28 protein-coding genes are annotated in these 25,199 nt (G+C 66.4%); 5 read left to right on the top strand and 23 right to left on the bottom strand.

Annotated features, from left to right (window positions below):
• Positions 1–22: 22 nt before the first annotated feature.
• The 5 genes from AC1DT6_RS18040 to AC1DT6_RS18020 all read right to left on the bottom strand — a co-directional run bounded on the left by AC1DT6_RS18040 (position 23) and on the right by AC1DT6_RS18020 (position 2,541).
• Entirely contained in the window at positions 23–493 is a 471-nt protein-coding gene (locus AC1DT6_RS18040; RefSeq protein WP_441626698.1) for an NHL repeat-containing protein, read from the bottom strand.
• A 104-nt stretch (positions 494–597) separates the two neighbouring features.
• Entirely contained in the window at positions 598–828 is a 231-nt protein-coding gene (locus AC1DT6_RS18035) for a hypothetical protein (RefSeq protein ID WP_441626696.1), read from the bottom strand.
• 189 nt (positions 829–1,017) lie between these two features.
• Positions 1,018–1,656 (bottom strand): hypothetical protein, encoded by a 639-nt coding sequence (locus AC1DT6_RS18030; protein WP_441626694.1) that lies wholly within the window; start codon positions 1,654–1,656, stop codon positions 1,018–1,020.
• Between the two features lie 189 nt (positions 1,657–1,845).
• Positions 1,846–2,004 carry a hypothetical protein gene (locus AC1DT6_RS18025; RefSeq protein ID WP_160172310.1) on the bottom strand — a complete coding sequence of 53 codons (159 nt, stop codon included), beginning with the start codon at positions 2,002–2,004 and terminating at the stop codon, positions 1,846–1,848.
• Positions 2,005–2,139: 135 nt separating this feature from the next.
• Entirely contained in the window at positions 2,140–2,541 is a 402-nt protein-coding gene (locus AC1DT6_RS18020) for a response regulator (protein WP_441626692.1), read from the bottom strand.
• Positions 2,542–2,789: 248 nt separating this feature from the next.
• Between AC1DT6_RS18020 and AC1DT6_RS18015 the strand changes: the two genes are divergently transcribed.
• Positions 2,790–4,214: an MFS transporter gene (locus tag AC1DT6_RS18015; protein WP_477114796.1), complete on the top strand. Its 1,425-nt coding sequence runs from the start codon at positions 2,790–2,792 to the stop codon at positions 4,212–4,214.
• 270 nt (positions 4,215–4,484) lie between these two features.
• Positions 4,485–4,826 (top strand): endonuclease, encoded by a 342-nt coding sequence (locus AC1DT6_RS18010; protein WP_441626688.1) that lies wholly within the window; start codon positions 4,485–4,487, stop codon positions 4,824–4,826.
• A 132-nt stretch (positions 4,827–4,958) separates the two neighbouring features.
• Here AC1DT6_RS18010 and AC1DT6_RS18005 read toward each other — a convergent pair whose 3' ends face one another.
• Entirely contained in the window at positions 4,959–5,381 is a 423-nt protein-coding gene (locus AC1DT6_RS18005) for a PaaI family thioesterase (protein WP_441626686.1), read from the bottom strand.
• Positions 5,382–5,554: 173 nt separating this feature from the next.
• On the opposite strand from AC1DT6_RS18005, the gene AC1DT6_RS18000 reads away from it, so the two are divergent.
• The gene (locus AC1DT6_RS18000; RefSeq protein ID WP_441626684.1) at positions 5,555–6,028 is read left to right on the top strand and encodes a hypothetical protein; all 474 of its coding nucleotides are present in this window, start codon (positions 5,555–5,557) and stop codon (positions 6,026–6,028) included.
• Positions 6,029–6,035: 7 nt separating this feature from the next.
• On the opposite strand, the gene AC1DT6_RS17995 is transcribed toward AC1DT6_RS18000, so the two are convergent.
• The 5 genes from AC1DT6_RS17995 to AC1DT6_RS17975 all read right to left on the bottom strand — a co-directional run bounded on the left by AC1DT6_RS17995 (position 6,036) and on the right by AC1DT6_RS17975 (position 10,034).
• Positions 6,036–6,392 (bottom strand): DUF3325 domain-containing protein, encoded by a 357-nt coding sequence (locus tag AC1DT6_RS17995; RefSeq protein WP_441626682.1) that lies wholly within the window; start codon positions 6,390–6,392, stop codon positions 6,036–6,038.
• Entirely contained in the window at positions 6,389–8,035 is a 1,647-nt protein-coding gene (locus AC1DT6_RS17990; protein WP_441626680.1) for a PepSY-associated TM helix domain-containing protein, read from the bottom strand. Before AC1DT6_RS17990 ends, AC1DT6_RS17995 begins: the two co-directional genes overlap by 4 nt.
• The gene (locus AC1DT6_RS17985) at positions 8,032–8,322 is read right to left on the bottom strand and encodes a DUF3649 domain-containing protein (protein ID WP_276289088.1); all 291 of its coding nucleotides are present in this window, start codon (positions 8,320–8,322) and stop codon (positions 8,032–8,034) included. The genes AC1DT6_RS17990 and AC1DT6_RS17985 overlap by 4 nt, the downstream gene beginning before the upstream one ends.
• 13 nt (positions 8,323–8,335) lie before the next feature.
• Positions 8,336–9,058 (bottom strand): DUF4198 domain-containing protein, encoded by a 723-nt coding sequence (locus AC1DT6_RS17980; RefSeq protein ID WP_477102951.1) that lies wholly within the window; start codon positions 9,056–9,058, stop codon positions 8,336–8,338.
• A gap of 292 nt (positions 9,059–9,350) precedes the next feature.
• A complete protein-coding gene (locus AC1DT6_RS17975; RefSeq protein WP_441626780.1) occupies positions 9,351–10,034 on the bottom strand; it encodes a hypothetical protein in 684 nt (227 codons plus the stop codon).
• Here AC1DT6_RS17975 and AC1DT6_RS17970 point away from each other — a divergent pair.
• Positions 9,916–10,182 (top strand): H-NS family nucleoid-associated regulatory protein, encoded by a 267-nt coding sequence (locus AC1DT6_RS17970; RefSeq protein WP_441626778.1) that lies wholly within the window; start codon positions 9,916–9,918, stop codon positions 10,180–10,182. The two genes, AC1DT6_RS17975 and AC1DT6_RS17970, sit on opposite strands and share 119 nt — an antisense overlap.
• 29 nt (positions 10,183–10,211) lie before the next feature.
• On the opposite strand, the gene serA is transcribed toward AC1DT6_RS17970, so the two are convergent.
• Positions 10,212–11,423 carry a phosphoglycerate dehydrogenase gene (gene serA, locus AC1DT6_RS17965; protein ID WP_441626676.1) on the bottom strand — a complete coding sequence of 404 codons (1,212 nt, stop codon included), beginning with the start codon at positions 11,421–11,423 and terminating at the stop codon, positions 10,212–10,214.
• A 229-nt stretch (positions 11,424–11,652) separates the two neighbouring features.
• Positions 11,653–12,912, bottom strand: a complete 1,260-nt coding sequence (locus AC1DT6_RS17960) for a S1C family serine protease (protein ID WP_441626674.1) — start codon at positions 12,910–12,912, stop codon at positions 11,653–11,655.
• A 33-nt stretch (positions 12,913–12,945) separates the two neighbouring features.
• On the opposite strand from AC1DT6_RS17960, the gene AC1DT6_RS17955 reads away from it, so the two are divergent.
• Positions 12,946–13,131: a YjfB family protein gene (locus tag AC1DT6_RS17955; RefSeq protein ID WP_441626672.1), complete on the top strand. Its 186-nt coding sequence runs from the start codon at positions 12,946–12,948 to the stop codon at positions 13,129–13,131.
• 31 nt (positions 13,132–13,162) lie between these two features.
• Here the strand turns inward: AC1DT6_RS17955 and AC1DT6_RS17950 are convergent, their stop codons facing one another.
• The 10 genes from AC1DT6_RS17950 to AC1DT6_RS17905 form a co-directional block, all read right to left on the bottom strand.
• Complete coding sequence (locus AC1DT6_RS17950; protein ID WP_441626670.1) at positions 13,163–15,178, bottom strand: sensor histidine kinase; 2,016 nt, start codon at positions 15,176–15,178, stop codon at positions 13,163–13,165.
• Between the two features lie 56 nt (positions 15,179–15,234).
• Entirely contained in the window at positions 15,235–15,426 is a 192-nt protein-coding gene (locus AC1DT6_RS17945) for a hypothetical protein (RefSeq protein ID WP_477102949.1), read from the bottom strand.
• Positions 15,426–15,701, bottom strand: coding sequence for a plasmid mobilization protein (locus AC1DT6_RS17940; RefSeq protein ID WP_045237533.1), 276 nt, complete (start codon positions 15,699–15,701; stop codon positions 15,426–15,428). Before AC1DT6_RS17940 ends, AC1DT6_RS17945 begins: the two co-directional genes overlap by 1 nt.
• A gap of 137 nt (positions 15,702–15,838) precedes the next feature.
• On the bottom strand, positions 15,839–16,258 hold the full coding sequence (locus AC1DT6_RS17935) for a hypothetical protein (RefSeq protein WP_441626665.1): 420 nt from the start codon (positions 16,256–16,258) through the stop codon (positions 15,839–15,841).
• Between the two features lie 70 nt (positions 16,259–16,328).
• Positions 16,329–17,699: a TolC family protein gene (locus AC1DT6_RS17930; RefSeq protein ID WP_441626663.1), complete on the bottom strand. Its 1,371-nt coding sequence runs from the start codon at positions 17,697–17,699 to the stop codon at positions 16,329–16,331.
• Positions 17,700–17,709: 10 nt separating this feature from the next.
• Entirely contained in the window at positions 17,710–20,850 is a 3,141-nt protein-coding gene (locus AC1DT6_RS17925; protein ID WP_441626659.1) for an efflux RND transporter permease subunit, read from the bottom strand.
• On the bottom strand, positions 20,843–22,009 hold the full coding sequence (locus AC1DT6_RS17920) for an efflux RND transporter periplasmic adaptor subunit (RefSeq protein ID WP_441626657.1): 1,167 nt from the start codon (positions 22,007–22,009) through the stop codon (positions 20,843–20,845). Before AC1DT6_RS17920 ends, AC1DT6_RS17925 begins: the two co-directional genes overlap by 8 nt.
• A 424-nt stretch (positions 22,010–22,433) precedes the next feature.
• Complete coding sequence (locus AC1DT6_RS17915; protein ID WP_441626655.1) at positions 22,434–22,790, bottom strand: hypothetical protein; 357 nt, start codon at positions 22,788–22,790, stop codon at positions 22,434–22,436.
• Between the two features lie 27 nt (positions 22,791–22,817).
• On the bottom strand, positions 22,818–23,519 hold the full coding sequence (locus tag AC1DT6_RS17910; RefSeq protein ID WP_441626776.1) for an MgtC/SapB family protein: 702 nt from the start codon (positions 23,517–23,519) through the stop codon (positions 22,818–22,820).
• Between the two features lie 916 nt (positions 23,520–24,435).
• Positions 24,436–24,870, bottom strand: a complete 435-nt coding sequence (locus AC1DT6_RS17905) for a hypothetical protein (RefSeq protein ID WP_441626653.1) — start codon at positions 24,868–24,870, stop codon at positions 24,436–24,438.
• Between the last annotated feature and the right edge of the window lie 329 nt (positions 24,871–25,199).

Raw genomic sequence — 25,199 nt, 5'->3', positions numbered from 1 at the left:
GTGGGGAAGGATGCTGGTAACTCTAGATGTCGGAAGAGGCGAAATCCAGCGATTCCGGCGGCCGGCGGCGATCAGGCAGGTGTGCAGGCCCCGGGTCCAGCGCTTGCCGATGCGTGCCGCGCCGGGGCAGGCAGGCGCGGCGCACAGCAGGACGGGGAGAGCACCAGTGCACGCCAGTGCGCCCCATCGCTTGCGGTGCCGCCCGTACCCTGCGGATCATATTGTTCGGGAACTCCACCACGTACACATTGCCGTTCGCGTCGACCGCGACACCTAGCGGTGAATTGAAGGCCGCGGTGGCACCGGGACCATCGACCGAACCCGCGACTCCCGGGGAACCTGCCAGCGTCGTCACCACCCCCGCGGGCGTGACAAGGCGGATCGTGTTGCTTCCGAACTCGGCAACGTAGACATTGCCGGCAGCATCGACCGCCACAGAGTACGGACTGGAGAACGAGGCGGCAGTCCCAGTGCCATCGGCCGAGCCCGGCATTGTGCTTCCGGCCAGCGTCGACGCAACGTGATTACCGCGAACCAGGCCGCGCAAACCGGCAAGCCCGCCGCTCGGCGGCATCCGCCACCGCACGAAGCGCAATGTCAGCGCGAAGCCCTGGCGCGTGACGGCCGGCTGCGGATGGCTTCTTCAAGCGTATCGGCAAGCGCGCGCGTCCGGCGTTCCGCCAGTTGTTGAGCGGTGGCTTCTCCCGCCTGCGCGGGCTGTGCCGACAACGCCGGCAGCGTGCCGGTGCCCGCCTCGTTCGAGATATTTGCGCGTCGGGCTGCAGCGATATCTGCGTTCGGATTCTGGAACATAAGCGTCAGGGTCAAAGGCGGGTATTACGGTATTGCGGTATAGGCAGATCCGCATGTAGCGGGCTGGCCGCATTGTGCACCCGCGCGACGCGCGAACGATCCCCCGTGTCGGGGTAATCGCGAAAGACTATTGATTTGGCCTTAGTGTGCTAAGGGGCACTTCTTGTGCCCCCGCAAGGCCTCGCCATTGGCGGCTCGGCGCGCTCAGTCCGTGGAGCGGGGCAGAAAGCGCCAACCCGCGGGTTCCAGCGCGAAAGCGAATCCGGTGACGCGCTTTTCCGGTGCGCCGCCAACCGAAATCATGGCGTCGCAGCCAAGATTGCCGCTGTCGCGGCTCAGGCCGCAGTGGTTCAGTTGCTTGACCACCAGCGATTCGGCCATCGAAGTCAGTTCCGCGGCATGCTCGCCGGCCGGATTCTTCTTCAGTTCCGCACGGGCGAATTCGCGCATCGCGGCGGTGGCCTGGGCGGCATCGGGCCCGTTCACGTCGGGCGTTTCACGCCGCACCAGCACCCACGGCTCGGGGTTGTCGCGAAAGGCCAGTGCGCGATAGCCGTCGCGCAGGCCGGCCTGGACGCCTACGATGCAAACGATCTCGCCGGCGCTGGCCGGCAGGCAGCCCTTGACCGCATGGGCCTTGATCGAGGCGACCAGCGAGGCCACAACCGGTGAGCGGGCGCGTTCGGCGGCGGCCGGATCGGTCTGTTCCAGATGCTTGATACGCTCGGCTTCGAACTGCTGGATGGCGGCGGTGACCTGGGCCGGCGTGGGGGCCGCCGGGGTTGCCAGCGCGCTAGCGCATGCCAGGGAGAGCGACAGCGACGCGAATAGGGTGAGGCGCATGAACAGGAGGAGAGGGCCTTGATTGAGAAGGCCGCGAGTTTAGCATCTGGGTTGCTGGCATGAGCAGCAAGGGGCGCTTGGATCCGCCTTCCGCCGTTGGTGCCGGACTTCGCGCCCTGTCCGCGCATGAAAAAACCCGCCGGGTGGCGGGCGGGGAGGCCTTTGCGAGCCTTCCGTGTTGCGAGGGCGCTAACCAGTCTTCTTCTGGTGATGGACGATGCGGTCCCACCAGTAGTGGAAGGGATGGGCGTGTTCCGGATAGAGCAGGGATTTGTGGAAAAAGCCGGCGCGAATAATGAAAGCGTAGAGCAGGACGATTGCCCCGAGGAAGAGCATATAGGTTGTCATGGCGGCTCCTTTGAGGTGGCCATGATTCATTGTAGGCCTGTCGGGTTTGACGAGTGGCGGCGAACGCATCAATGGCCGACCCGGCGTGCGCCCTGCGGCCGCGGGCCGCAGGCGCGCAAGCAAGCGGTAAGAATTTCAAGCAGGCGGTGCGTCATCCACACGAAGGGTGTCGGCATCGCCGGTCAGGGCATGCACGAGCCGCACCACTTCGTCGGGGTGGCAGGGCTTGGGGCAGTAGCGCACCGTGGCATTGGCAATCGCGGGTTCCGGCCTTGCGCCGGTCGAGATCACGACAGGCGTAGCACTGAGCGCTTGCTCGCCCAGCAGCAGATGGCACAACAGCGCGCCGTCGGCGTGCGGCATGACCCAGTCGGTCACCACCACGCTGGGATGCACGCGTTGCGCGAGGGCAAAGGCGCTGAGCCCGTCGGACGCCCTTTCCACGGCATAGCCTTCTTGCTCAAGCGCGCAGGCCAGGGCGTCCGCTACGCCAGGTTCGTCGTCAACTACGAGAATGGTATGTACGCGACTCTGCACGGGATCTGCCTATGATGGAGGCGGGCTTCGAGCCTGAAGCGCGCACAGGTGATCCGGATGCACGCAAGGGCCGGGCCAGAAGGAATATAAAGGGGGCCGCGCCTGCATGGCCGTGCTGGTGCGTTCTCGCCATCGAGCGCGTCTGCGCCTGTGGCGTCCGCGGCATCCATGTTGCACGCCGCAGCGGACTCATCGGCGGCGTGCCTGCCATCCTGCTCACCCACGGCTCCAGGGGCCGGGAACTGCCTATGCCACTCATCGAAAGCGATATCCCAGCCCGCCTGGACCGCCTGCCGTGGTCGCGCTGGCACTGGCGGGTGGYGATCGCGCTAGGGGTGGCGTGGGTGCTGGACGGGCTGGAAGTCACGCTGGTGGGCTCGCTGGGCGGCGTGCTGGAGCGCCCGGACGGGCTGGGGCTGGATGCGTCGCAGGTGGGATGGCTTGGATCTCTGTATGTGGGCGGGGCGGTCCTGGGCGCGCTGGTGTTCGGCCGGCTCGCCGATCGCCTGGGCCGCAAGACGTTGTTCCTGGTGACGCTTGCCGTGTACATGGCCGCGACCCTGGCCACCGCTTTCTCTACCGGTTTTGTCTTCTTCGCGGTGTGCCGTTTCCTGACGGGCGTTGGCATAGGCGGAGAGTACGCGGCCATCAACTCGGCGATCGACGAACTGATCCCGGCCCGCCTGCGCGGACGAGTCAATCTTGCCATCAACGGCAGCTTCTGGGTTGGCGCGGCGCTCGGTGCGGGGCTGAGCCTGATCTTGCTGGACCCGCGCGTGCTGGGCCCGGCGCTGGGCTGGCGTGCCGCGTTCCTGCTCGGCGCGGTGCTGGCGGTGGCCATCCTGATGGTGCGCCGGGATGTGCCGGAAAGCCCGCGCTGGCTGCTTTCGCACGGGCGTGGCGAGGAAGCCGGCCATATCCTCACCGCGATCGAGGCGCAGGTGACCGCGCAGTACGGGACGCTGCCACCGGCAACCGGCACGGTTACGTTTTCCCGGTGCGGCGCGGCGACCCTTGGCGAGGTTGCGCATGTGCTGTTAAAGCGCTACCGGCTGCGCAGCGCGGTGGCCCTGGCGCTGATGATTTCGCAGGCGTTTTTCTATAACGCCATCTTCTTCACCTATGCATTGGTACTGACGCGGTTTCACGGCGTGCCTGACAACCGCGTAGGGTTGTACATCTTCCCCTTCGCGCTGGGCAACGTGCTCGGTCCGCTGCTGTTGGGGCCGCTGTTCGATCACGTGGGACGGCGCCGCATGATCGGGCTTACCTATGTGCTGTCAGGCGTGGGCCTGGGGTTGACCGGATGGGCCTTCGTGCAGGGCTGGCTCGATGCGCGCAGCCAGGCGCTGTGCTGGTCGGCCGTGTTTTTCCTGGCGTCCGCCGCGGCCAGTTCTGCCTACCTGACGGTTAGCGAGGTCTTTCCGCTGGAGACGCGCGCGCTGGCCATTTCCGTCTTCTATGCTGTGGGGACGGGCAGCGGGGGGTTTATCGGGCCTTTGCTGTTCGGCGCACTGATCGAAACCGGCAGTCGCGCGGCGGTGGCCGGCGGCTATGGCATTGGTGCGGCGATGGTGATTGGCGCGGGCCTGTTCGCCTTGCGCTATGCCGTCAGCGCGGAAAAGCGGCCACTGGAGGACATAGCGCCACCGCTGTCGGCGCGCAAACAGTGAATGCCGCCAGCGCGAACGCCGCATCCTTGCGTGTTTTGTAAGGCCGGCATGTAAGGCGTGCATTGAATCGGGGAGATTCGCGCTGGTCCCGGCCACGCGGCGTGGCACGGTTTGCGCGCCATGCTGCATGCCTGCCATGGCCTCGGGCGGGCGCTTGTCGGATATTGTCGGACTGGCACGTGTCTCGCTTGAACAAGGCAGGCGTCCAGCTTTGCACAACAGGCTGTCCCATGTTCAACCCAGCGCCTCAGGGCGTCCAAGGAGATATTCATGAAACATCATCTTGCCAGGAACCTGCTGCTGGCCAGCGCCGCTGTCGTGGCTTTCTCGGCCCAGGCGCAACCCGCGCCCGGCGCGCGCGACCCGTACAGCCAGGGTGCGGCGACGAATACCGGGACCGGCCTCACCGATCCCTATGCGGGCGGTGCGCGCAGCCCCGACAAGTTCGATTCCTACACGCAAGGCGCAAACCAATCGACGCGCCAGGATTTCGCCGTGGCGCAACCGGAGCCCGAAGTAGGTTCAGCCGCCTATATGGACCGGTCGCGCTGGCTCGGCCCGAGCCTCGGTACGCGCCTCGGCATGCGCAGCCCCTTCCTGGATGGCGCCTGAACGCCAGGTTGATTCCCTTGGCGCTCGCGGTGCGCGCCAGCGTGTCCTGGCTGGCATGAGAACCGCTTGCAGGGCGGGCGCGGGGGTGGCGCTCGCCTCGCTGTCCCCTTTCGCGGGAGTGTTTCACGTTGTCTAGGATGCCGAGACCGTATCCTTCCGGCGGAATGCTGCCTGCGCGGTGGCGATCAGCCTGCCCTGGCTATCCGTGATCTCGGCGTTGGAGAAGAACACCCGCCGCCCGCCGCCCACGCGCCTGCCCACCACTAGCAGCGGTTCCACGTGCGCGGAGGAGACATAGTTGACGTTCAGCGAGATGGTCGTGGCGGCGCGGCGCACGCCGTTCTCCGGGAACAAGCCGGCGTAGCCCCCCGCCGCGTCCAGCAGCGTGGCCAGGATGCCGCCTTGTACCACGCCCGTATTGTTGACGTGCGCGGCCTGCGGCACCAGCGACATCCGTACCAGGTCCGGCTGCCACGCTTCGATGACGACATCCAGGGATTCGAGAAAGGGATTTTCCAGCGCGTAGGGCTGGCTTGCGGGGGTGTTGTCAGGCATGGCTACCGGGCCGGTGGCGATAAGTTGGAATGGCCGTAATGATAGCCCCGCATTCGTGGCTGGCATCCTTCACGGGTTCTTCGTATCATCGAAAGGCTAGGTTCGCTGCTCCGGAGTGAAGGGGAAGTAGAAACAGCGTTGCATACCCTCACCCCTAAGCTAAGGAGACCGCGATGCGCAGGTATCCACAGTCCCTGGCCAGCATGCTGAGCGTGGCGCTCGCCGTGGCCGGGGCGCTTGGCCCGCCCGCAGTGGCGCAGGCCGCGCCCACCGCCGATGCCAGGATCGTCGTCGAGGCCACCAACGGCCAGCTCAAGGCGCTCAAGGGCAAGGTCTTCGACAAGGCCTGCAATGAATCCGTGGATTACGACGCCACCGTGATCGACCTGAACGGCGACGGCCAGCCGGAGGTGTTCACCAACCTCTACGGCACTTGCGTGGGCGGCATGGCCGGGGTCTTCATGCAGTTGTACATCAAGGATGCCAACGGACAGTGGAAGCCGCAGTTCGGCTTTCCGGGGCAGCCGGAGGCGTTGAAGTCGAAGAACCTCGGCTTTCCCGACATCGCGGTGGGCGGTCCGGGCACCTGCTTTCCGGTCTGGCGCTGGAACGGCAAGGAGTATGCGCCGTACAAGAAATGCCGGTAGCCATGGCTCAGGCCGCCACGCTCAGGACTAGTAGCCCGCAGCCCAGCGCCCCCGTCCACAGGGCCGCGCGTACGGCGATTGCAGGCGCGTAGGAAAGCAGCAACACCAGCAGCAGCGCGCCGAGCGTCAGCGTGCCGAGCCAGGAGACGGTGCCCATCGGCCAGCCTTCGTGCCGCACGCAAGCCGCCAGGGCGAGGGCCAGCGCGGCCCAGCCCAGCCCATGCAGCCGCAGCCGCTCCGATGCGCCAGGGGAACTGCCGCGGCCATGGTGATCGGCATAGTGGCGGTCAAGCGTCTGGCTGAGCGCCGCGAAGCCGCTATAGGTCAAGGCTAGCGCGGTGAAAAAGCCAAGGCTGGCGTTCATGCCACCCCCTTCGCGTCGCCGCCCTGCAGACCCGCGTCATCGGCTCGCGCCGCGCGCCGCGCGGGCGTGCGCGCCTTCGAGCGGCGGCCCAGCATATACGCTGCCGCGGCCAGCGCGATGCCCAGCGCCAGTACCGTCAGGTCGAAGCCCGCCACGGCCGCGGGCCCCTGGCCTTGCAGCAGCGTCACGCCCAGGTGGGTATCGGTGGTGGCGGCGTTGAGCACCGGTATGGCGGCGAGCATCAGCGCGCCGCCCCACAGTTGCGCACGCCACATTCCGCGCGTTGGCCGTAACTGTGCCAGCACGGCGGCCGCGGCCCAGGCGATGAAGAAGGCATGGATCTCAGCGTCGGGGCGCTGCGCCATCGACACCGGCAGCAGCCGGTTGGCCCAGAAATAGGCGGCGAATGCGATCGGCAGGCCGGCGATGGCACCAATGTTGAGTGCATCCACCAGCCGCAGGCCGAAGCTTGGGCGCGCGCCCGCGGCCAGCGCCCTGGCCTGGCCCTGGCGCGTCTTCACGCCCCATAGCAGCGCGCCCGTGGCGACCATGGCGCAACCCGCCAGGCCGCTCAGGAAGAACAGCGCGCGTAGCAGGGGGCCGGCGAAGTGCGCCTCGTGCAGGCCCACCATCACGCCGCGGGTCTGGCTGGCGGCCGCGGGCGTATCGCCTACGGTTGCGACAAGGGCGCCCGTGACGCCATCGAAGCGCATCGACGGTTCGTCGGAGGACAGTGATTTGCCCGCGCCGCGCGACACCCTGATGGCGGCATTTGTGTCGCCGGGCAGCGTGATGTCGATCCTGCCGGGCTGCGCGCCATCCCAGTGGCGCGCGGCTCGCTCGACCAGCGGCGCGACCGGTGCCAGCGGGGCCGCCTGTCCGCTCGGCTTTGCCTGGGGCGCGCGTCCGAAGGCATCGTTGAAGAAGGCCTGCTGGTTGCCCTGGTATGCCGTCTGGATGCCCCACGGCATGTACATGAACATCAGCGTCACCAGGCCGGTGTAGGTGATCATCAGGTGGAAGGGCAGGGCCAGCACGGCCGTGGCATTGTGCGCGTCGAGCCAGGAGCGCTGGCCCTTGCGCGGCCGGAAGGTGAAGAAGTCCTGGAAGATGCGCCGGTGCGTGATGACGCCGCTGAGGATGGCGACCAGCATGAACATGGCGCAGAAGCCGACGATCCAGCGCGCCCAGATCGCCTGCATGAAATACAGGTCGAAGTGCAGGCGATAAAGGAACTCGCCGCCGCGCGTGTCGCGCACCTGTTGCAGGAAGGCGCCGGTGGCGGGGTCCAGCGTGCGGCTCTCGAAGCGTCCGCGGCCGCCCGCGATGCCGGAGGCCGCGGCGCCGGGCGGACGCATCCAGCGCACCTGCACCACGGGGTTGCGCTCGTCCGGCAGGTCGATGAGCCAGCGCGGCGAATCGGCTGCGTTGTGCTGCAGGAATGCCACCGCGCGGCTCGCCGCTTCGGCGCTGGACACTGGCGTGGCCGCCGGGCGATGCAGCTCAGGCTTCATCCACAGCGTGATCTCGTCCTTGAAATAACTCGCTGTGCCGGCGCAGAACACCAGCAGCAGGACCCAGCACACCAGCAGCCCGGACCAGCTGTGCAGCCATGCCATCGACTGACGCAAACCGGCCTTCACGATGCGCTCCGCAAGGCAGCCAGCAGCGCGCCAAACACGATCGCGGGCACGGCCACGCCGGTCCATGCACGCAACGCGCTGCCGGCGGCGAACACCCATAGCACCGCGCACGCGTACAGCGAGAACGACAGCAGCGTGGCGGTCATCACCGCCTCGGCGGGCGGCAGCGGCAGCAGCACGGCCAGCAGGCCGGTGGCTACGGACGCCAGTACGTAACCGCCCCCGATGGCGGCCACCACGCGCGAGACAACGCTCAGGCGATAGCGGCCGGTCTGGCTCAGCCCCATGTCGGCCCCTTCCTTACTTGTTCGGCGCGGCGGCCGGTGCGGCGGGTAGCGCGGCCAGGCCATCCGTCTGCGTCAGCGACAGGGTGGTGACGTAGCTGGCGATGTCATACGGCTTGCCGTTGCGCTCGCCGGGCGTCTGGTCGACGTGGTGCACTTCCAGCACGTAGGTGCCCTGCCACGGCTGCGCCAGGCGCACGATCCCCCGGTCGTCGGTGCGCAACTCCCGTCCCCAGCCCGACTGTACCGCCACGCCCACCTTGGCCTTCGGCAGCGGCTGGCCGGCGTAGACCACCTGGTACTCGCCGGCGCGGCCGGTCGGCACGATGTCCAGCGCGAGCTTGGGGGCCAGCGCGGCGGTGCTGCCGGCGCCGAGCAAGCGGGCCGCCGGCGTCCAGGCGGTGCGGATTACCTTGTCGCCCTCCTTGCGTTCGCGCACGGGATAGCCGGCATCCTGCGCGACGATGGACTCGCCAGCGCCGGCACGCGCCGACAGGACGAAGCCGTTGGCGGCCTTGTCGGCCTTGAGCGCTTGCTCGCCCCTGGCGGTCACCAGGGTGGCGGTGGGCTGCACGAAGCGGTCAAGCAATCCCGGCGAAACCTCGCGCAGGTTCTCGTTGAACTCGCCGAAATACAGCTGGGCTGTCGCGGGCGTCTGTTCCAGCCAGACCTGATGGGCCTGGGCGGTGCCGGCAAGCGCGGCGCTGCAAAGGAGAGCGGAGGTAATGAGGCGATGCATTGGCTATGCGTCCTTTCAAGGTAAGGCGGTGCGTGGCGGCGCCGAGTTGCGCATGGTGCCCGGAAAGCGCCTTGCGAAAGACGCATATGATAATCGTTCTCATTTGAATTGTGTGGATTTTGGAATAGGGCGACGGATTGCCCGGGTTGGATGCGATACCGGGCGGCGGCGCTCCGGAGGCCGGTTTGCAGCGTCTGGAAGGGGGCCGGAGTGGGGCTTTTGGCTTGTTGGAAGTATGCTGATCTGGAGGGTTGCGGGGCTGGAGTCCGCGCTCGGCTATCATGTGCGAGCTTCAGGATGACCGGTGTGCGGCCAGCATCGCATCCTCGACCATTTTCCCGCCCCCATTACCCGCATCTATTGTGTCTTCCGCCATGCCTTCTTCAGTTCCCGCCGACGTCAGAAAAGTCGCTGCCATTGTCTGGATTCGCGTCCAGATAGAGCGGCTCGGCATCTCCATGGACGAACTTGACGCGGCAGGTTGTTTCGACGGGGTGGTGGCTCCGGCCCCGGCCGCCGCGCCCGTCCCGGCCACGGTGGTGGCGGAGCCGGTGCTGCCGCCGGCGCTCTTGCCTGCCGGCCCCGTGACGGCACCGCCGGCGGTAGCGCCGAAGCCATCGCGCAGAGTGGCAGCCCACAAACGCGGGCCGGCCCGGGATCCCGCGCCAGTACAAACGCAGCCGGCAGCCGCGCCGGCGGCTATCGCCGCCGCAACGCCCGTGCCCGCGCCTGATTCAACGTCGGTGGCGATGGCGGTGGCAGATTCGGTGACGCCGCCTGTTTCCGCTTCGGCGCTGGCAACTGCCCCGGCAGCGGTGCAGTTGCCATTGCCGTTGCCGTTGCCGGCGCGGGTGACGATGTCCGTGCCCGCGTCGAAAGCGGGAACAATCGTGAAACGGGCGCCAGTTGCGGCTCCGGCTCCGGCATCTGCTCCGGCAACATCGGCACGCGCGATGCCGGCACCGGCGCCGGCCATTGCGGCTTCACAGACGCCTGCGGCCGCCCCCGCGCGCCGCTATCGCAACGCCGAGGGACAGGTCTGGGATGGCGAAGGCCCCATGCCGGCCTGGCTGCTGCGCGCGGTGAACGCGGGCCAGTCGGTGGAGCACTTCCGGGTGAGTTGACGGCAGCGGCTGGTTGCCGCCGCCGTTGTTCAGGCCTGCGGGTTGAGCAGGGTGCGGCAGCGGATAAACGCCGGTTCCGCGTCCAGCGCGGCAATCAGTTCCGGCGATGGGACCTTGTCCAGATCGGTCACCACATAGCCCATCTGCCCACTGGTTTGCAGATGCTGTGCCACGATGTTGACCCCGTCGCGCGCCAGCAGCGTGTTGAGCGCGGCAAGCGCGCCCGGCGCATTGCCGTGCACGTTGAGCAGCCGTGCCGGCGACGTCAGGGGGCCGGGGCTGACCTCGGGGAAATTCACCGCGCCGACGGTGTCGCCGGTCCGCAGGAAGGCGATCAGCTTGGTGGCGACTTCGGTGCCGATATTCTCCTGCGCCTCTTCGGTGCTGCCGCCGATATGCGGCGTCAGGATCGCGTTGGGCACGCCTTGCAGCGGGCTGGTGAAGCGGTCCGCGTTGGTCTTGGGCTCCTCGGGGAACACGTCGATCGCGAGGCCGGCGATGTGGTTCGCGTCGCACGCCGCGCGCAGCGCGTCGATGTCCACCACCGTGCCGCGCGAGGCATTGATCAGGATAGCGCCACGCCGGAACTGGCCGAGCACCTCCGCATCGATCATCTTCCTGGTCTGCGCGGTGGCCGGCACATGCAGCGTCACGATGTCGGCATGCGATACCGCATCCGCCAGCGAGCGCGCCGCGCGCGCCGAACCGAGCGACAGCCTGGCCTGCACATCGTAGTACACGACGCGCATGCCCATGGCTTCGGCCAGCACGCCAACCTGCGAGCCGATATTGCCGTAGCCGATGATGGCGATGGTCTTGCCGCGTGCCTCGAACGATCCGGTGGCGCCCTTTGCCCACTTGCCGGCATGCGCCAGGGTGTTCTTCTCCGGAACGCGGCGCAGCAGCAGGATTGCTTCGGCGATCACCAGTTCGGCCACCGAGCGCGTATTGGAGAACGGTGCGTTGAACACCGGCATGCCGGCGCGGGCCGCGGCGTCCAGGTCTACCTGCGAGGTGCCGATGCAGAAGCAGCCGATCGCGATGAGGTGCCTGGCAGCCTCGATTTCAGCGGCGCCCAGGTGCGTGGCCGAGCGGATGCCCAGGATCTGGTGGCCTTCGGGAGCGCGATGGAGTTCGTCGCCGGCGAGAGCGCCGGCGCGGCGTTCCACTGTGACTTGTGCTTCCTTGAAGCGCTCGACGGCGGTGTCATGGATATTTTCAAGCAGTAGTGCGGAGGTCATGGCGATTGGGTGATGACGGCGATGGCGCGGCGTGGGTGCAGCGAGGGTGCGATGAAGCGCAAGCCCGTGCCGCGGCGGCTCCGGGCTGAAAACCTGCGCAAGTGGCGGCGCGCAGGCATGCGCAATGCGAAACGTACGCCGACATGGTAACGCACGCAGCGCAAGCCAGCCGAACACCCACATTGCCGCCAATGCCAATCCGGCAGCAGGCGGCGTGGCCCACGCCCGGCTATTTCGTGTATGAGAAGTAAAAGGGGCTTGAGGCGGAGCGCATGACGAAGCGCCCGTTGGCCTCGGTCACGCCATAGCACGCCTGCATTGCGCTGAACTTCGGGTTGGCCAGGTCCAGGCAGACCTGGTTCGCTTGTACATCGACGCGATAACGGCCCGGCGACGAGCTTCGGCTGAGGGCATTGGTGACGTCGAGGCTGCCACTTTCCCGGACTTGCATCCGGAGCGTGGCGCCGGAGGGCGCGATGACGTCGACCCGGCCGAGGTGCGCAAAGTGGCTCGCCAGCTCGGCGCCGGTCAGTGGCCTGCCCTGCGGGCCGGCAACGGGGCGTGGCGGGGACGCCGCCGTGGTCGCGGGGACAGCCATCGCAACCATCTCGTTCCGGGAGGACTGCTGCGCCTGGGCGGAACGCGCCGGCACCTCGGCGATCCACTGCGCGGGAATGGCGAAGTTGAGATTTTGCGCGTCGGTCCGCATCAGGTAGGTGATGCCGACGAGTTGGCCTTGCGCATTGAACAGCCCGCCGCCGCTGGAGCCGGGCGAGATCGGCGCGGTGGTCTGGAGGCGGACGATGCGGTCTCGTTCATCCTTGTTCAGGGAGGAGAGCAGGCCATCGCTGAGCGTCAGTTCATAGCCGCGCGGCGCGCCGATGGCATAGACCTTCTGCCCGACCTTGAGCGCGGACAACGGCGCGATCTTCACGGCCGGGGCGGTCAGGCCCTTGGCACGCAGGATACAGAGATCCCGCTCGGCATCGGCATGCAGCAGGCTGGCAGCATGCGTGATCTTCTCGCGCCGTATGCTGACGGACCTGCCACCCTTGAGCACATGGCAGTTGGTGACCAGTTCCTCGGGCCCGATCACGACCGAGCTGCCCATGCCGAAGCGCACGCCTTGCGCGTCGTAGACGGAAACCACCCAGATGCTTGGCGATTCCCGTTCATAAAGTTCGGCTGAATCCAGCGCCAGGCAATCCAGGGAGATGCCAAGCGCGCCAAAAGCCAAACACGAAATAGCGAGGTTTCCCGCAATCCTTGCCGCCCGACCCATGATGTTTAATTCTGGTAGCTGGTTTCGCCGGATTCGGCCGCTGCGCGGGCTCTCCGGTTGTTCCCGTCCACTGCGGCCGGGCCGCTCATCATAAACGCTCCGGATGCCAGGCGGCCGCCGCGCTAAAGGTTTCAGGCTGGAGGCCGACAACACAAGATGCAGGAAGGTCTGCCTTCCTGCTGGTTTCAATGCCATTTTCAGCTTCAACCAAACCTTAACCACAATCAGGAAGACCCATTCATGGACACTTCAATCATTAGCTCTGCGAGCAGCGCGGGTACCGATCCGGTGGCCTTGCTGATGCTGCGCAAGTCGCTCGACATGCAAGGGCAGAGCGCGGCAGCCCTGCTGCAATCGGTGCCGCAAGTCGGCGTCCCCGCCAGCAATCCTCCTCATCTTGGCCAGAATATCGACATCAAGGTGTGATATGAGGGGGCCGCGCCCCGGTCGGCACTGATCAGGCGCGGTCCGTCGCGCCGATCGCTCCGTTCCCGGCGCGATCGGCGGCGTGGCCCTGTCCGGCGGAGGGTTCGCCGTTGCCGCTGTCGGCTTGCGGCGCCAGCGCGAACACCAGGCGTACGGTCGTGCCATCCGGCGCTGAGCGTAGATCCAGCATTGCCCCGATGGTCTCGGCACGCCGGCGCATATTACCCAGTCCCTTCCCAGGCGTGGCCGCCTCCGGCGCGAAGCCGCGCCCATTGTCGTGGATCTCGATGACCAGCACGTGCTGGCGGGCATCCTTGTACGCGCAAACGCGTACGACGCTGCCGCCGGAATGCCGCATGGCATTGGAGAAGACCTCCAGCAGCAGGTAGTGGAGTTCCCGTACCCGCTGCGGCGTCAGGCCGTCCAGCGTTGGCAGGCGCTCCACCTGCCAGTCCACCCGCAGTCCCGCTGCTTCCAGGCGCGGACCAAGCCGGTAGCGCAGGTTGCCGAGTACGGTCGCGAGATCGCCACCGGTGTCCTGCAGCGCGTCGACGGACAGTTTCAGTGCGTCGAGCGCATGTTGCAGCTGTTGTTCCAGCATTTGCGCGCTGGCGCGGCCCGAGCGCAGCATCGACAGGATGCCAACCAGCTGGCTGCCGAGCCCGTCATGGATGTCGCGCATGATCCTGCCGCGTTCTTCCAGGGCGGCCTGCTCCCGCTCCATCTCGCGTGAATGGCGGTACAGGTCATACAGCTCCTGTTCCTTGCGGGAGACCGCACTGTCCAGTCTGCGGTTCAGCGCGGCCAGCCCGCGCGTGGCGCGCGTATAGCGGTCGACCAGCAGCCAACCCATCGTCAGGCTGAATATCAGCGACACGTAGCGGGTGACCGAGGAATCCCAGTAGTAGTCGCCGATCCACCAGACATGAAGCAGGTCCAGCATCGAGACAAGCAGGGTCAGGCCAAGGGCGGCGGCAATCGCCACGCGTTCGCGCTCCGGGCGCGTCACGGCGGCGCGGAGCAGCATGGCAACGATCGACAGCGCCATCACGACATTGACGATGACATTGGCCAGCACCATGGCGCGGGTGCTGTGCGCTGCCACCATCAGCGCGATCAGCGGGATCTTGATGGCCAGGTAGAGTTGCAGCATCCGCCGCAGCCAGCCCGTCTCCAGGCCTGTCACCAGGATGGCGAACCTGGCGGTCGCGTACATGAAGACCGCGCGCCCGGCCAGCACCGCGGCGAGCCAGGCGTCGCGCGCGCCGGCATCGTCGGCAATGAAATACTCCACCAGCCCGAAAGACCACCCGAGCTCGGAAATGGCATATAGGCCGAACAGGGGGTCGCGCTGCCGCCACCACACCAGCGCCGACAGGCAAGCCAGCAGCACGCTGACCGCGGCGATGACCACGGGTCCCATGACCTTGAACCAGAGCGCTCGCTCGTAGTGCGCCTCCAATAGCGCTGGCGGGCCGAACTCCACCCGCGACAGGCCCCCGCGCGAACTGGCGCTGGCGGCGATGGTGACAAGCAGTTCGTTCTCCGGGCGCAGCAGGTCTGCCGGCACCGGGATCAGCAACGGATGCTGCCCGGCATAGGGAACCGGGGCCGACAGGCTGCCCGCATGGGCGAGCAGGCTGCCGTTGAGCCGTACCTCGTAGCTGTTGGCGGCACGTTCCAGATAGAGCGCTGCCATGCCCTGCCGGCCGGGCAGGTCGGGGAAGCGCAGGCTGAAACGGGCGCCGCCGCTCTCGCCGGGACGGGAGCGGTCCCAGTAATAGGGCAGGGGGACTGTGGCCGGTGTACCGTCTCCGGCGCCAATGGTGGCCCGGTCGATGATTTGTAGCTGGGAACTGGGGAGTGGCGCGGCGCGGATGGGCCACGGCAGGGCTGGCAATATCAGCAGCAACGCTATCCATGCTGCGCGCCACAGCGAGAACCGCATCTTGCCGGGCAGGCGCGCGGGACAATCCGTGCCGGCGCTCGCCTCGTCGATGTGGCTGCGATCCGGTTCCGCCCGATGCGGGGCATCCTTGGCCGGCATGAGGGTTGCCACTTTTCGAGGGCTCAGTGGTTAAAGTGACTGGTCAAGGGATATTCCTAGCCCTTGATCTTCTTCACATCATTGGCGCGCAGCAGAAGGTCAAGCGTCGCTTCGAGCCGGATGACGCGCTCTGTCAGGCCCTCGATCCTTGTCTGCTGTTCCTTCACCGTGCCGGCCAGCGAGACAACCTTTTCGTTCATCTTGATGACGGTCGTGAGCGCGTCCCACACTTTGTCTGTCACACCCATTACGCCTTCCCTTTCGACATCGCGGCGATACGCTTGTTGGACTCAGCGACGAATGACAATGCATCGTCCAGCGCTTCATTCGCCTCCTTGGTGGAAATGTTGACGCGCTCAAGCAGGGCGTTGATGTCTTCCTCATCGTTCGCGGGCGTAAAGCCTTGCGCGGCTTGCCGCATCAGCTCACTCACGTTGAGGCCAAGCCGCTTGGCGGTATTTGCGATTGCGCGCTTCTGGCTCGCCGTAACCTGTACGACAATCCGTTCAGTTGCAGTGGCCATTCCGGACTCCAATGTACATGCACATGGTATGTACATGGTAGGAGTCGGGTATATACGTGTCAAGTTCGTTTTGTGATTAAAAAGGCGCTTATGGAAATGGCCCATCGCGCGCAGCCACGCGCGGGGCGGGCCCGGTTTCACCCCGCCACGGGCTCCGCTTTCTGGCGTTCCGCCGCCGGCGTGGCCGCGGCTGGCAAAGCCGCCGCTCCGTTAACCAGCCCGGCCCCGCGCCGGAAGCGTCCCGTGTGGGGCGCCTCGGCATGGCCGCCCATCACCTCCAGGCGCAGCAGCACGATGGGAACCGGTGCCAACGCGCGTTCCAGCGCAACCAGGAGTTGCGCGGCCCGCTGCTGCGGCATGCGTACCTCGAAGCTCAGCATGGACTTGCACGGTGGCAGGCCGAGCGGAAATTGCCGCTCGTTGAGCGGGTACTGGCCGCAGTCGCTGACGGCACAGCGCATCGCCTGGCGTGCATCGGGCACATCGTCCAGCCGCGCGATCACGCTCAGGCGATACAGGCGCCACCGCTGGAATGGGGCATGGTTGGCTGCTTTCATGTTTTTCTCCTGTTACGCATGGCATTGGGCAATGCCGGTGCCATGCGTGGCGTTCGTGCTGCCGGTGTCATCAAAGGGCCGGCCTCAGGCCGGTGGAGAGTTGCAGTTCCACGGTGGCCGCCGCCAGGTCCGCCTGGGCCTGGAGGTAGTCGAGGTAGGTTTCGTCCGCGGCGCGCTGCGCATCGAGCAGCTCCAGCAGCGACGCCGAGCCGTGGCGATAGGACTGGCGCATGCCTTCGAGCACCCGGTCGGCATCGGAAATCACCGACTCGCGATAGCGTTGCAGGTTTTCCCGCGCTGCCTGGAACGTGGTGAAGGCGTTGCGCACGTCGACCTCGGTTTTCAGTTCCGCCTCGCGCAAGCCCAGCATGGCCTGTGTGACCTCCGACTCGGCCTGGATCAGCTCGCCGCGCTGCAGCCGCGACAAGGGCAGGGGAATCGACACCGATACGCCGACCATGCGCGAGCGTGGCGTGCCGTCGCCGGTGGGCTCGCCTTCCTCGTTCATGCCGGCGCGCACGCCGGGGGTCAGGGTCAGGCTGAAGCCAATGCTGGGATCCACCCAGCGATTGGCGCGCGCCACCCCCGCGTTGTCGCGGGCATGATCCAGCGTGGCGCGGGCGATGCGGACCTCGTCACGCGCTTCCATCGCCCGGGCAATCAGCGCCCCGGTGTCGGTGCCGGGGTCGTACGCCTGGAATTCACATGCCAGCGGCGCGTTGCCGAAGGCCTCGGCCACGCGCACGCCGAGTTGGATCGACAGCTTCTGCAAGGCGGCCTGCGCCGCGGCGCGGGCGGATTTCACTTCGACGCCGAAGCGGTCGCGTTCCACGCGCGACTGCGATAGCTCCAGTCCGCCGATGTCGCCGGCCTTGCGGCGGATCTCATTGGCGCGCACCACATTGGCCAGCGCGGCCAGCGTCGATTCCTGCCGGACCAGGGCTTCGCGGCTGCGGCAGGCCTCGACGAAGGCCGTGGCGGAATCCGCGTAGAGCGCGTGCTTGAAGCCCTGCAGGTTGGCCTCGGTCAGGCGCAGGTTGCTCCTGGCGGCACGGATGCGCGCGCTGCGCTTGCCGCCCAGTTCGATCGGGATCTCAACTTCGAATTCATGGGTGCGCGGCGGCTTGGCCGACACCGCACTGCTTGTCTCGATGTCGCCACGGCCGTACTTGAGCACCGGATCCGGGCGCACGCCGGCGATCGAGATCCCGGCCTCGGCGCTGCGGATGGTTTCCTGCTGCGCCGACAGGCCGATGTTCTGGCGCTCCACCGCGTCGAGATAGGTGGCGAAGCGTACCGGCGCACTGGCCGCCGCCGCAGCGGTGGCGGTGGTGTCCTGCGCCCAGGATGCGGATGCCGCCAGCACCAGTGTGGCGAGCAGGGTGTTGCGCAGGGCGGGGGCAGCTTGCAGGTTCTTGTGGATCTTGTTCTTGATTTGCATTGGGTTCTCCTCAGGCCTGGCCCGCGGCGCTGGCCGCCGGTGCGTTGCCTTCGGCATCGGTTTCCAAATCCCCGGAACGTTGGGCCGCGCGCTCGGCGCGTGCTTCCACCAGGTAGTAAAGGGCAGGCAGCAACAGCAGGGTCAGCAAGGTGGCCGTAAAGAGACCACCCACGACCACGGTTGCCAGCGGGCGCTGCACGTCGCTGCCGAGCCCGACCGCCAGCATCGCGGGCGTCAGCCCGATGGCGGCGACGGTGGCGGTCATCAGCACCGGCCGCATGCGGCTCGCCGCGCCTTCGATCACCGCTTGCCGCAGACCCATGCCGTCCTGCGCGCGCAGCCGGTTGATCTGCGCGATCATCAGCACGCCGTTGAGCACCGCCACGCCAAAGAGGGCGATAAACCCGACCGCGCTGGACACATTCAGCGTCATGCCGCGCAGATGCAGCGCCGCGAGTCCGCCGATGGTGGCCAGCGGCACCGCCAGCAGTACCAGCGCCGGCTGGCGCAGGTTGCGGAACTCGGCGAACAGCAGCACGAACATCAGCGCCAGCGTCATTGGCAGGATGATGGCCAGCCGCGCCTGCGCACGTTCCAGGTTCTCGAACTGGCCGCCCCATTCGATCTGGTTGCGCTTGTGGTCATAGGACACGGCGCGTTCGATGGCGGGCTGCGCCTCCTTCAGGAAGCTGGACAGGTCGCGGTCGCGCACATTCAGGCGCACGATGATGTGGCGGCGCGCCATTTCGCGCACGATCACGCTTTCGCCGGAGACGGTGGTGATGCGCGCGACTTCCGCCAGCGGCACCTTGGCGCCGTTGGCCGCCGTCAGCATCAGGCCGCCGATGTTATCCGCGCTGGAGCGCACCACCGCCGGGAAACGCACCGTCATGTCGTAGCTCTTTTCGCCCACATAGAGCTGGCCGACCGGCGAGCCGCCAATGCCGGTGGAGATCAGCTCGGCCACGTCGGCCGCGTTGATGCCGTGGCGCGCGGCGGCGGCGCGGTCCAGGTCGATCTTCAGGTTGGGCAGCGGCGGTTCCACGTCGATCGCCACGTCGGCCGCGCCGGGCACGCCGCGCAGCGAGGTGGCGACTTCACCGGCAATGCGGCGCACGTCGCGAAGGTCGTCGCCGAACACCTTGACCACCAGGTCGCTATGGGCGCCGGAGAGCTTGTCCTGCACACCATCGATCATCGGCTGCATGAAGCCGACCGTGTAGCCCGGCATCTGCGCGTAGCGCGCCGCCAGCTTGTCGATCAGTTGCTGCTTGGTCATGCCGGAGGCCCAGGTCTTGTACGGATGCAGGCCGACGCTGGCTTCGATATGCGAGGGCGTCCAGTAGTCGGTGCCGTCGTCGTTGCGGCCCGTCTGCGTCACCATGTAGGACACTTCCGGGAACTCTCGCGTGACCCGGCGCAGTTCGCTGGCCATCGCGGAGGCGCGCTCCAGGGTGATGCCAGGCGGCATCTGCACCTGCAGCCACAGGGAGCCTTCGTCCAGGTAGGGCAGGAAATCGCGGCCGATGCTGGCGCCAAGCGCCAGCACGCAGGCCAGGGCCACGGCGCAGCTCGCGGCCACCCAGCGCACCCGGCCGATGCCGCGTTCCAGCGCGGCGCGGTAGCGCATCGCCAGCCATTCCAGCACGGGATTGTGGAAGATGCGGCGCGGCTTGCGCATGGCGATCCACGCCAGCCCGGGCACCAGCGCAAGGGCCACGATCAACGCGCCGATCAGCGCCGCGCCAACCGCGAAGGCCATGGGCGAGAACAGCTTGTACTCGATGCGCTCGAAGGAGAACAAGGGCAGGTAGGCCGCCACGATCACCAGCATGCCGAAGAACATGGGCCGCGCCACCTGCAAGGTGGCATCGATGGCGTCGCGCGGCGTCAGCACGCGGTCTTTTTCCTGTTCGCGCCGGCGCAGGATGTTCTCCACCAGCACCACGGCCCCGTCCACCAGGATGCCGAAGTCGATCGCGCCCAGGCTCAGCAGGTTGGCCGGAATGCGCAGGTGATACATGAAGACAAAGGCGATCAGCAGCGACAGCGGGATCGTCAGCGCCACGATCAGCGCGGCGCGGGGGCTGCCGAGGAACAGCAGCAGCACCACGCCGACCAGCAGCATGCCTTCCGTGAGCGTGAAGCCCACGGTGCGCATGGTGGCGTCGATCAGCGAGGTGCGGTCGAGATAGGCTACGACCTTCACGTCCTTGGGCAGCAGGTTGTCGTTGAGGTCGCGCACGGCTTCGTGCACGCCTTCAAGCGCTTGCGAGGCGTTGAAATCCTTGAGCAGCAGGGTGATGCCGGAGATCGTGTCGGGGTTGTCGTCCTTGCCCAGGATGCCGCGCCGCTCCACATTGCCATAGCGCAGCGTGCCGAGGTCCTTGACCAGCACGGGCGTGCCGCCCTTGCTCGTGACCACCACGTTGCCCATGTCGTCGAGCGAGCGCAGCAGGCCCACGCCGCGCACCACGTAGGATTGCTCGCCGCGGTCGATGACGCTGCCGCCGGCGTTGACGTTGTTGGCGTTGAGCGCATCGGTCACCTGCGCCAGCGTCAGGTTGTACTGGGTCAGCCGCGCGGGGTCGAGTTCCAGCATGAACTGCGTGGTGAGCCCGCCGAAGTTGGTCACGTCGACCACGCCGCGGACTTTCTTCAGGCGCGGTATCACGGTCCAGGCCTGCAGCTCCGACAGTTCGCGCAGGTCGCGCGTGTCGGACTCCAGCGTGTAGCGGTAGAACTCGCCCGTTGGCGAGGTGTAGGGGTCTAGCCCGGGTTTGGCGTCATAAGGCAGGTCCACCTCGTTCAGGCGTTCCTGCAAACGCTGGCGCGCCCAGTAGCCGTCCGTGCCGTCCTCGAACACCACGGTGATCAGCGACAGCGCAAACAGGCTGCGGGTGCGCAGCACATGCATGCCGGGCGTGGCCAGCAGCGCGCGCTCCAGCGGGATGGTGATCTGTTGCTCGATTTCCTCCGCGCCCAGGCCTGGCACCTGGGTAACGATCTGCGACGTGACGTCGGCGATGTCCGGATAGGCCTCGACGGGCAGTTGTTTCCAGCTATAGGCGCCATACAGCGCCACCAGCGCGAAGACCAGCCAGACGATGGCACGCCGGTCGAAACATAGGGTAACGAGGCGGTCAATCATGGAGGAGGACTCCGTTCTTCACGACGATGCGCTCGCCCGCCTTGAGCCCGGCGAGGATCTCGACTTGCCCGTCGGCATGCGCGCCCGTGGTGACCACGCGCGGCTCGAAGCGGAAGGGCGCCTTTTCCACCAGCACGCGGGTGTAGAGCCCGCTTTGCAGCAGTGCCGCCGGCGGCACCAGCAGCGCCGGATGCTTTTCGCCCGCGAAGATCACCTTGGCGAACAGGCCGGGGCGATAGCGTCCGTCCTTGTTGTCGACCGCCACGCGGACCTTGACGGTGCGGGTGTCGGGGTCGAGGATCTCGCCGATGTAGCGGACCTGGCCGGTCACGGGCCTGCCGGGGTAGGCATTGAGCAGGATTTCGGCGGGCTGGCCGACGAAAATCGAAGCGATATCTTTCTCGGACACGCTGGCCGCGAGATAGACGGTGGACAGGTCGGCCACGGTCATGACCGGTGCGCCGGTGTCGTTCCAGAAGCCGCCCTGCGCGCCCTCGAGTTCGATGACGCGGCCCGCCAGCGGCGCCGTCATGGTGTATTGGCGATGCGACGGCGCGGTGCCGGCGGCGCCAAGTTGCGCGAGATGGGCCGCCGTGGTCTCGGCGTCGCTGCTTGCCTGCGAGTAGGCAAGCTGGGCTTGCTCGTAGTCCTTGCGCGCCACGATCTCCGCCTCGAACAGCGTGCGCTGGCGATCCAGGTTCAGCTTCGCTTCGAGCAAGGCGGCGCGCGCCTTGCCGGCCTCACCCTGGGCCGCGCTCAGTTCGGCGGAATCCAGCGTAAAGAGAGGATCGCCCTTGCGCACGACATCGCCCAGCGCGGCGTGCAGCCGGACGATGCGCCCGGCCAGCGGCGGTACGATCTTGACCAGCTTGGCGGCGTCGGCCTCGATCGAGCCGGGCACCTCGATGGGACGCTCCAGCACCTGCTCGACAATGGTCTGCACCTGCAGCTGGGTGCGCAGCGGTGATGCCTCGGGCACCGTGATGAAGTTGCCCTCGCGCACCGGTTCGGTACTCTGCCTGGGCGTGTTGGCATGCGCGCCGAACAGGCTGTTGGCATCGCAGCCGGCCAGTACGATGCAGGCCGCGCAGGCGGCGGCGAGCGCAAGGCCTGGCGGCCGGCGCAGGAGCAAGCGTTGGCGAGTGGTGGGCGTTTGCATTGGTTTTCTCCTCGGGTGGGCGCCGCCGCCAGGGCAAGCGCGCCGCTTGTTGCCGGTGCTTCGTCGCCGGGATCGCATCAAGGCGGGATCCGCGGACGACAGGAATCGACAGGCGTGACGCATCCCCGGCGCTACGGGAGGGCAAGTCCGCGCAGGTAGCCGGTGATGGGCGAAATCGCCCGTGTTGCTTACGGGTGGGTGGCAGCGCGGAAGGAAGGGGTGGATCCCGCGCGCGGGCAGTCAGGATGCCGCGTCACGCAAAGGGAGCCTGGCGGATCCGGGTGGTGGGTTTCGCGGTTCCGGCAGGGAGCAGGAAGCGGAATCAGGCCAACGGGATCGCGCCATGCCTTCGGCGCCGCCTGCTAGAAGGGTCGGGGTCCATGTTCTTCCTCCGGCAATCGGTTTGGATCGGTGGATCGGGGGCTCAGGCCGCGGCGAGCGCGCGCTCGGGCTGCGGAACGGTTTCCCAGCGCACCGCGCGGACCAGCGGTTCCAGGCCCAGTCGTTGCACCAGGCTGACCATGCCGGGCCTGCCGCCGGGCTGGCAGTGCACCAGCACGCGCATCTCGATCAGTTCGCGCCGCTCGCATTGCCGCATGCGCAGGCGTTGCAGCGAGAGCTCGCGCGACGCCAGTTCACGGCGAATCTGCTGCTCCAGGCCCGCGCCATAGTCGTCCTTGCAAAGCAGTACCACCTGGAACAGCTGGGCGGTTGCGCCGCGGCTTGCCTGGGGGGTACGGCGGTTGGTGGTCTGGGGGAGCATCCAGTTGAACAAACGCATATCCAGCTCCTTTCTATCTCCTTGGGGTTATTCGAGCGCGCCGGCCGGAATGGCCCAGCGCACGAGGGAAACACTCTTCTCCATGCTGATGCGGCTGACGATCTGCTCCAGCTTGCCTTCATTGCCGGGCGCGGCCAGCACATCGGCGCGGACTTCGATGTGCCCGCCAGCGGCGGTGTCCTCGCTGTGCAGGGACTGCAACAGCAAGGCCGGCATTTCCGTCAGCGCATGCAACAGCAAGCCGCGCACACGGATTTCTTCCTGCGCGGTGCAGACCGTGGTGATGCGGTAGACCATCTCCACTTCGGGGGTGATGGACGTGCCGCCGCGGTTGATGCGCTGGCCCAGCATGCGCAGGCCGAAATTGGCGCAAAGGATGCAGGCGGTGCCGATCGCGGCCTCCGCGGCGTGGCCAAGGCCGGCGAGCACGCCCACGGCGGCGGAGCACCACAGCGTGGCGGCGGTATTCAGGCCGCGCACGTTCAGGCCGTCGCGCATGATCACGCCGGCACCGAGAAAGCCGATGCCGGAAACGACCTGCGCGGCAATGCGCGCATGGCCTTGAGGATCGAAGGTAAAGGCGGAAACCGATACGAACAAGGCCGCGCCGGCGGCTACCAGCGCGTTGGTGCGCAGCCCCGCCATACGCTGGCGCAACTGCCGTTCGGTACCGATACACGCGCCCAGCGCGAGCGCTTCAAGCAAGCGCAGGGCGAATTCGTGCCACACCATAAGAACTCCCGTAACAATCAGGAAGATCCGGTGAGTCTTGTCAATGACACGGGCAAACGCGGGCAGCGGCAAGCTGCAACGCATGCGGGGTCAGAAGAGTGAAGCCGTATTCAAGAAGAGAGGCGGGACAGGACGTCCGGCCTCGATAGCACCATGCCGCAAGCGGGGCACGGTCGCTGAGGGTACCGTGCTCCGGTCAGGCGGAGGTGCCGATCCTGGATCGACTACTGTCGTCGGAACAAGTGCTCACTGGGCAAGCCCTGGAATTAATAACCCGCGTACTGTAGCGGCGCGAATTGAATGGGTCAAGCGAAAGTCGACGATTACACGCGATTGACGGAGGTTGATGGGTGAAAGAACGTTACTTGTCCAAATATCAATCGGACATGTACGAAAATGCACTGGAAAATTGAAAAAAATGGCGATGCTGGTGCTTGCGTAGCCGTGGCAGGCTCCAACTCCAACTCCGGCGCGGCCGACGCGGGACTATTTTTCTCCGCGACCGGTGGGCCGGAAGTGTCCACGGCAGAGTCGAGCATCGTGAGCAGGTCGGCGATGGTATCCGCTGGGGCGGCCAAGGGTACCTACTCAAGGGGAACGCTACGTCCGCGCACAAACCGCTCAATCTGCGACGCGGTTTTGTCGGGCGCAGCATCGCTTCGAAACCGGGCGCATGACAACGCCATGAACTTTGGAAATCGCTCTCGTATCCGTCGCTCCTCGCGTGCTCTGTCACCAGGTAGATACGGTCTCGAAAGTTGCCGTTGCACGATGATCTCGACACACGGCTCTAGCTCGAATGCTGGCAGCAGCAAGGAGGTCAGTGCATCAGCTTCGATGGAGCAACGAAGATCCTGATACTCATGGCCAACGTTCTCGGGGTACGTCAGAAAACCCGAGGAATTGGTTGCTGTCATGACGCGACTTTCAAAAATAAGGTGGCAAAAAAGCCGCCTACCGCAACGACCGACAGTGCAGAGGCAAAGATCTGCAGGCCGTAGATGAGCGCAGCACTGGCCTGTGTTCGATCGTCATCCCACGCCTTATTCAACAATCCACTGAGCGTGCAGGCCAGGAAAAAGCTGTACGCGGCCGCAGAGAAGGGCGCCAGGGTATAGACCGCAGCGGCCGCAAACAGTCTTTCCAACGCCACCGTGAGCGCAATGATCGATACGCCCCCAACGCAGGTCGAGAGGTGGGCAATGCGCCAAAGCTCAGTTCTTTTGGCATCTCCGCTGCGCTTCGTTAGCCCGTGGGGGATGCCCAGCATCGTCCCCGCGCAAAACAACAGGACGCCCAGGAGCAGGTAGAGGCCGCCTGCGGGGGTGAAGACCGTGGTATTCACCATCTAGCCGCCGGAAACTTGCGCGGCGCGTAGAACACCGCGACAGCGAGCCGCGCCGCCAGGCTGGATGAAATAGCATCAAGCAGTCTAAATAAGAGGCGAAATAGTCTGAGTTGCATTCAAAATGCTCCGATTAAATGTAGTGCATGACCTGTGAATGAAAACTTTGATTCGCCATCTGATGCTTTCTGTCGCCCAGGCAAGCGAACAAGCCACATGCAAGGAGAGGGAGGTCACTGTCCACAAGGACGTTCCCGAATTCCGGACATTGGTCTAGTGCTCTATCGATCTAGAGGAATTCAGGCCAGACAACCCCACGCCGAGCCCTTTGA

The sequence above is a fragment of the Cupriavidus sp. 01L45 genome, from assembly GCF_056399885.1.
This window is presented reverse-complemented; position numbering and strand designations above follow the sequence as displayed.

Excerpts from the sequence above, each read along its gene's own strand:
- AC1DT6_RS18040 (WP_441626698.1), bottom strand. The coding sequence starts at position 493 with ATGCCGGGCTCGGCCGATGGCACTGGGACTGCCGCCTCGTTCTCCAGT.
- AC1DT6_RS18030 (WP_441626694.1), bottom strand. The coding sequence starts at position 1,656 with ATGCGCCTCACCCTATTCGCGTCGCTGTCGCTCTCCCTGGCATGCGCT.
- AC1DT6_RS18025 (WP_160172310.1), bottom strand. The coding sequence starts at position 2,004 with ATGACAACCTATATGCTCTTCCTCGGGGCAATCGTCCTGCTCTACGCT.
- AC1DT6_RS18010 (WP_441626688.1), top strand. The coding sequence starts at position 4,485 with ATGAAACATCATCTTGCCAGGAACCTGCTGCTGGCCAGCGCCGCTGTC.
- AC1DT6_RS18005 (WP_441626686.1), bottom strand. The coding sequence starts at position 5,381 with ATGCCTGACAACACCCCCGCAAGCCAGCCCTACGCGCTGGAAAATCCC.
- AC1DT6_RS18000 (WP_441626684.1), top strand. The coding sequence starts at position 5,555 with ATGCGCAGGTATCCACAGTCCCTGGCCAGCATGCTGAGCGTGGCGCTC.
- AC1DT6_RS17995 (WP_441626682.1), bottom strand. The coding sequence starts at position 6,392 with ATGAACGCCAGCCTTGGCTTTTTCACCGCGCTAGCCTTGACCTATAGC.
- AC1DT6_RS17985 (WP_276289088.1), bottom strand. The coding sequence starts at position 8,322 with ATGGGGCTGAGCCAGACCGGCCGCTATCGCCTGAGCGTTGTCTCGCGC.
- AC1DT6_RS17980 (WP_477102951.1), bottom strand. The coding sequence starts at position 9,058 with ATGCATCGCCTCATTACCTCCGCTCTCCTTTGCAGCGCCGCGCTTGCC.
- AC1DT6_RS17970 (WP_441626778.1), top strand. The coding sequence starts at position 9,916 with ATGTCCGTGCCCGCGTCGAAAGCGGGAACAATCGTGAAACGGGCGCCA.
- AC1DT6_RS17975 (WP_441626780.1), bottom strand. The coding sequence starts at position 10,034 with ATGGCCGGCGCCGGTGCCGGCATCGCGCGTGCCGATGTTGCCGGAGCA.
- serA (WP_441626676.1), bottom strand. The coding sequence starts at position 11,423 with ATGACCTCCGCACTACTGCTTGAAAATATCCATGACACCGCCGTCGAG.
- AC1DT6_RS17955 (WP_441626672.1), top strand. The coding sequence starts at position 12,946 with ATGGACACTTCAATCATTAGCTCTGCGAGCAGCGCGGGTACCGATCCG.
- AC1DT6_RS17950 (WP_441626670.1), bottom strand. The coding sequence starts at position 15,178 with ATGCCGGCCAAGGATGCCCCGCATCGGGCGGAACCGGATCGCAGCCAC.
- AC1DT6_RS17945 (WP_477102949.1), bottom strand. The coding sequence starts at position 15,426 with ATGGGTGTGACAGACAAAGTGTGGGACGCGCTCACGACCGTCATCAAG.
- AC1DT6_RS17940 (WP_045237533.1), bottom strand. The coding sequence starts at position 15,701 with ATGGCCACTGCAACTGAACGGATTGTCGTACAGGTTACGGCGAGCCAG.
- AC1DT6_RS17935 (WP_441626665.1), bottom strand. The coding sequence starts at position 16,258 with ATGAAAGCAGCCAACCATGCCCCATTCCAGCGGTGGCGCCTGTATCGC.
- AC1DT6_RS17930 (WP_441626663.1), bottom strand. The coding sequence starts at position 17,699 with ATGCAAATCAAGAACAAGATCCACAAGAACCTGCAAGCTGCCCCCGCC.
- AC1DT6_RS17925 (WP_441626659.1), bottom strand. The coding sequence starts at position 20,850 with ATGATTGACCGCCTCGTTACCCTATGTTTCGACCGGCGTGCCATCGTC.
- AC1DT6_RS17920 (WP_441626657.1), bottom strand. The coding sequence starts at position 22,009 with ATGCAAACGCCCACCACTCGCCAACGCTTGCTCCTGCGCCGGCCGCCA.
- AC1DT6_RS17915 (WP_441626655.1), bottom strand. The coding sequence starts at position 22,790 with ATGCGTTTGTTCAACTGGATGCTCCCCCAGACCACCAACCGCCGTACC.
- AC1DT6_RS17905 (WP_441626653.1), bottom strand. The coding sequence starts at position 24,870 with ATGGTGAATACCACGGTCTTCACCCCCGCAGGCGGCCTCTACCTGCTC.